At 35.0% G+C, this 5,602-nt stretch carries 5 protein-coding genes; all 5 read right to left on the reverse strand.

What is annotated here, in order from left to right:
• Positions 1–975 precede the first annotated feature (975 nt).
• Positions 976–2,166, reverse strand: a complete 1,191-nt coding sequence (locus V7056_RS15155; RefSeq protein WP_499703245.1) for an MFS transporter — start codon at positions 2,164–2,166, stop codon at positions 976–978.
• A gap of 103 nt (positions 2,167–2,269) precedes the next feature.
• Complete coding sequence (locus V7056_RS15160; protein WP_499703247.1) at positions 2,270–3,370, reverse strand: alkene reductase; 1,101 nt, start codon at positions 3,368–3,370, stop codon at positions 2,270–2,272.
• Positions 3,371–3,449: 79 nt separating this feature from the next.
• Positions 3,450–3,713, reverse strand: coding sequence for an ArsR/SmtB family transcription factor (locus V7056_RS15165; protein ID WP_499703249.1), 264 nt, complete (start codon positions 3,711–3,713; stop codon positions 3,450–3,452).
• 137 nt (positions 3,714–3,850) lie between these two features.
• Positions 3,851–4,555 (reverse strand): SDR family oxidoreductase, encoded by a 705-nt coding sequence (locus tag V7056_RS15170; RefSeq protein ID WP_499703251.1) that lies wholly within the window; start codon positions 4,553–4,555, stop codon positions 3,851–3,853.
• Positions 4,556–4,713: 158 nt separating this feature from the next.
• The coding region (locus tag V7056_RS15175) for an MFS transporter (RefSeq protein WP_499703253.1) at positions 4,714–5,602 on the reverse strand (889 nt) is incomplete at its 5' end.

Below are 5,602 nucleotides of genomic sequence, written 5' to 3' on the forward strand. Positions count from 1 at the left end.
ATTTTAATATTCAACTTAATTTCGATAAACAGAGCAACTTTATGAACATACCCCTGTCGAGTAGAGAGTATTTAAGAAAGAGCTCGATGCTTTCCACAAACAAAAGTGCGATTTTCAATCTGGCTGCTTTTTATTAAGATTATTTGAGTAAACTCTGGGTTAAGTATATTTGAGTTTAACAAGTCGAAAAAGTCTCATAAGATGACAATTCCGTATTGAGGCTATAAGATAAAGTAAGTTTTTGGAAAAATAAATTCATTAGATTTGGAGCTAGATTGGTACGACATTTTTTTATTAATGTTTCTTTCAAAAAAAGCTGTAAACCCAGTGCTACCAGGTCTTACTACTTCTAAAATTCATATGATTACAAATGGACTTGAACAATTAGCCCTCCCCGATGAAATTAATCTATTTTAATTTCATCGTACCTAACCTTCATTTACTGATTCTTCCAATTCTCCAACCGATTCGTAGTAAAACTAATGAATCTACTCTAAAAGAAACATTACAATATTAGATGTCTTTTAACAACTTACTCCACAATTGCTTACGGTTATAAAGAGAATTGAAAATTGATGTTAGTATGGTTATACACTATAAGTTGGCATATCCGTTAAAAGTAATATAAAGGCAACGTACCTATAAAGAAACGTTGCCTTCTTTAAATTATTTATTCTTTAAAACTAGTTTCTGTAACACATTCCACATGACTAGAGTGTATGTTGCAACACATGAGGTGTTGATGAGCTATTATTAAAGTAAATACACACTAAACCACTTCAAAAGCAAAAAGATCCCAGTCGGTTTTACGGGGATCTTTTTAATATTGATTGTTAAACATGTTGAAGTTTTATTTAAACTCACGTTAATTTACGGATTTTCGTTAACTTACTTCTTCTAAAACCTCGTAGATTGACTTGTCAAATTGTGTAAATACAATGCAAAGATAATGATTTAAATACTCCCACAATTTGATCAAGCTTCCTTTTGTGCCTCAAAACCTTGGTTGACTACCTTTTTATTATTTAAGAAACGTGATAATCCAAATGTTGTAATACTTGCAAACACAACACTTAACGCACTGAACCATGTAATTGAAGATAATGATATTTGCCCCACGATTACTCCACCTAAACCTGCACCAACCGCAAAACCTAGTTGCATCATCGATTGGTTCAGACCTAGCAACACATCTGAGGATTCAGGTGATATCGTTGCTAGATTATATTGCTGAGTTGCACCTATTGACCAGCCTGCAAATGACCAGACTGTCAAGACAATAAGTACTGCAATAAATGAATGAGATATGAATGAAAGCACGACTATAGACGTTAAGTTTACAAGTAAGCCTCTTTTTAATGTAAAAATTATGCCTCTTTTATCTGCACTTAAGCCACCTAATTTTGAACCAAATAAGCTTGCAACTCCGAGAATAAGAAAAGTAATGCTTAAAAGATGATCACTCATACCTACAGTATTTACAAGGAATGGAGATAAATAAGTAAAAATAATCCCGTACCCTGTCATCGAGAAGAAGGTGATAGACAATGCTAAAGCAATTTTTGGTTTTTTGAACATAGCAATTTGTCTCGTTAAAGGGACTGATGCATCACCATTCATTTTTGGTATTGTATTTAAAACAATTAAAATGACAAGTAAAACTAATAATGCGATACCAATAAATACAAATTTCCATCCATAAGTAGATGTAATAAAACGTCCAATAGGAACACCAATGATTAATGATGCGGTAAATCCCATGACAACTGTTGCAATTGAACTTGCTTTTTTATTAGCAGGTGCTATCTTTGCTGCGATACTTAAAACTGTAACGACAACTACTCCTGTACTTAAAGCCATAATAATACGAGCAATCATAAATAATCTATAGCTTGGAACAATTACCGAAAGTAAATTCCCTATAATAAAAACAAACAACGTATAAATCAGTAATTTACGTCTTTCCATTTTAGCCGTTAATACCATTAATATAGGTGTACCGATTGCATAGACTAATGAAAAGACTGTAATTAATTGGCCAGCAGCTCCAATTGACACTCCTAGAACATCTGCCATTTTATCCAAGTTACCTGAGATGTTGTACTGTGAAGTACCAACTAAAAAACTTATTAATGATAAAATATAAATCTTTGCTGAATTTGACATGTAAAATTTTCTCCTCGATATTCATATTAATTTCTATATTTCTATAAACACTGAAATAGTGTACAAAATGAAAGAAGCTATATAAGCTTCTTTCACTAGTGCTTTAAATTAATGTGTTAAGATGCTTTTTAACATCGTATTCTTCTAATTCTTTACCATTTTTTAAACGATGTATAAAATCAGGATTAGATATTAATGGACGTCCAAAAGCAGCAACATCAATTATTCCATCTTCAATCGCCTGATTCGCCATTTCTGGATTTAATGTACCTACCCCAATAATGACACCATCCCAGTATTTTCGGACTAATTGATGCATCGTTTTTCCATCTGCAACCACTCGATCAAATTGCATAATCGATGGGTGAATCATTGTTGCACCGGCTTCCTTAAATGCTTCAACAAATGTACGAATAGCCATTTCTGGATCTTCCCACATGTAATTTGGTATATCTGCTTTAAAAGCAGAGAATCGGATCATTGTTCGTTCTGTTCCGATTGCGGCGATAACTGCTTTAATTACTTCCTTCATGAACGTTAATCTTTGAGCAAGGTTACCGCCATATTCGTCTGTACGATGATTTGTTATATCTGAATTAAATTGGTCAATTAAGTAACCGTGGGCACCATGAATTTCCACACCGTCAAAGCCTCCTGCTATTGCATTTTTAGCAGCTTGCGCATATTGTTTGATTACTTCATTAATATCATCAATTGTCATTTCTTCAGGAACATCATATGGCTTACGGAAACGAGAGACAAGGCCTTCAGCTGGAATTGCTGAGGGTGCTTGAGGAGGCAGATTTCCAGCAAGCTCATGATGAGATAAACGACCAACATGCCATATTTGAGCGATCATTGTTCCTCCCTCTTTATGCACAGCATCAGTTACTTTTTTCCATCCCTTAATTTGTTCGTCTGAATAAATGCCTGGAATTCCAGGAATGCCTTTTCCACGTGAACTTATGACCGTTCCTTCTGAAATGATTAAACCAACTCCATCGGCAGCACGTTTTCGGTAATATTCAACAATATCCTCTCCTACTACTCCTGTTTGATCATCTGCAAAAGATCTTGTTAACGGTGCCATTGCGATACGTGAGCGTAAATTCCAAGCTCCGATTTTTATCGGTTCAAACAATTTACTTTCTAAACCTTTTTTTAAATTTCCCCAATTATTTGTTTCTTTGCTAATTTGACCCATATATTTTCCTCCGTTCATTTCCATTATTCGGTATTTCTATAAATACTGAAATTAAAACTAAAATAATTCCGCTTTAACATTAAAGTAAAGCGGGTGCGTATTGTGCAAGGACCTCTCGTTGTAAACTGTAATATCTGAAGGTTCCCTCTCTGCGAACTACTAATAATCCGCAATCGAGTAATGGTTTTAAATGATGCGTTAATGTTGAATTGGCAGGACCTTTTAATTGATTTGCCATTTCCATGCAAGCTAACTCTGATTGCCCTGCTAGTAATTTAACGATTTGTAAACGAGTTGATTCACCTAGTGCCTTGTAGACTTTTACTGCAATATCATCATTCACCTTTAAAAACCTCCTTTCAGCATTTCTTATTTCAGTATTTCTAGAAGTATTGTATTAAATCAGAGATGCTCAGTCAAGAAAGTGCTTTTCTATTTTTTAATTCGAAAGTAAATTATCTTTTTGGTAGCAACCCTTAGTTATTGTTGAAACAATTGTGGGTATATCGCTTTAACACCGCCAGAGAAGTTTTGCTGTACCATTCGGCTCAGGTCGTCTGCTAGAATTTCATAGCAATCAGCTTCTACACCGTCGATAGCAATCTTCGCAATGTCTGCAGGGTTAGCTTTCTGTGCCTTAACATTTGCTGTCATGTCTGTATCCATAAATCCTACATGCAACCCAGAAACACGAATATTTTTAGGAGCAAGGTTCAAGCGGAATGTATTTGTCAAACTCCATTCTGCCGACTTAGCCGCTGAATATGCCCCGCCTCCGTTCAAGGTCAACCATGATAGAACAGAGAGAATATTTAGGATTGTTCCTCCGCCATTTTTCTCAATAATCGGAGCAAAAGCGCGTATCATCGAGAGTGTGCCGAAAAAATGAGTTTCCATTTCTAAACGAATTTTATCAATATCACCATCTAGTAACGCAGCTCCAGTACTCGATCCAGCATTATTGATTAATAAAGTAACGTCTTTTGCAATCTCGGCTGCCGCAATAATTGACTTTTCATCTGTAATGTCTATCTTTAGTGGGATGACTCCAGGAAGATCAATCAATTCCGGTTTTCTAACTGCTGCATAAACCTTAGCTCCTCTCACAAGAAGTTCTTCTGCAAGATGACGACCAAGGCCACGATTTGCTCCAGTAATTAGTGCTACTTGTTTTGAAATTTCCATATACCAATACACCTCATTTTGTATTTTATTAAACATACGTTTTATAATTTGAATCATTAAGTTGTAAAATCATTTGAGAATAATCATTCTTAAATTCATAAAAAAAATTAATGTTCTTACTTGAATCCCCTTTTTCCATTAGGAGATCTATAACATTTTTATGCTCCTTGATTTGGTATTGAAGGATTAGAAGTATATTGTTTAAATCTAACTGAATACAACAATACATAAACGACAATTAAGGAAGAAAACAGATTTAGCACGATAAGAGAGATGTTTAAATTGTAAATTTGAGTAAGTGCTCCAACAACTACTGGAGGCACAATGAATCCTACATACGCACACATCCAGAAAACTGAAATCACACGTGGTTTCGCTTCAGGTTCAGGCAGTTGCCCTGCAAAAAATAGTGCGTTTTGGAAAGTCCATCCACCACCAAGTGCTTGTATGAATATACTGATCCATAGTAATGGTAAACTTGCTGTAAAACCAGATGTAACAATCAACCAAGAACCAATAACTAAAAGCAAGATCCCCCATCTAAAACGGGTAACTGGTTGAGAAGGTCTAGGAATAAACTGTGCGAATGCACCACCACCTAATAGAATTAGAAAGATCAAACCAGAAATAAATAAATTAGATGTTTGAATAACATTTTTCACGAAAGTAGGAATTAGAGCAAGTGCCGTTCCTTGAATCGTAAATACTGTAAAAATAGCAAGTCCAGACATCGACCAAAAGTGAGAACGTATTTTTTTGGGAACCCCAAGTGATATCTTTTGTTTTGCAAGCTTTTGTTCTTTCGAAACTACATCCTTTGGTAGAGATTCTAGTATGACACCCGAGATAATTAATAATCCAATTAAGATCCAAAATGGTAATCTAAGTGGTTGAATAGGGAAATATTGTAACATGAAAGCCGCAATTGCTGGTCCAAGTCCAAAGCCAACAAGTACAGTAACTCCTGAATATTTAATGGCTTTACCAATTTTTTTGGGATCTGATTGTCTAATTAGAAAAGCCACAGAAGTACCAGTAAACGAACCA

Source organism: Bacillus sp. JJ664, assembly GCF_036962205.1.
Taxonomy (GTDB): domain Bacteria; phylum Bacillota; class Bacilli; order Bacillales; family Bacillaceae_G; genus Gottfriedia.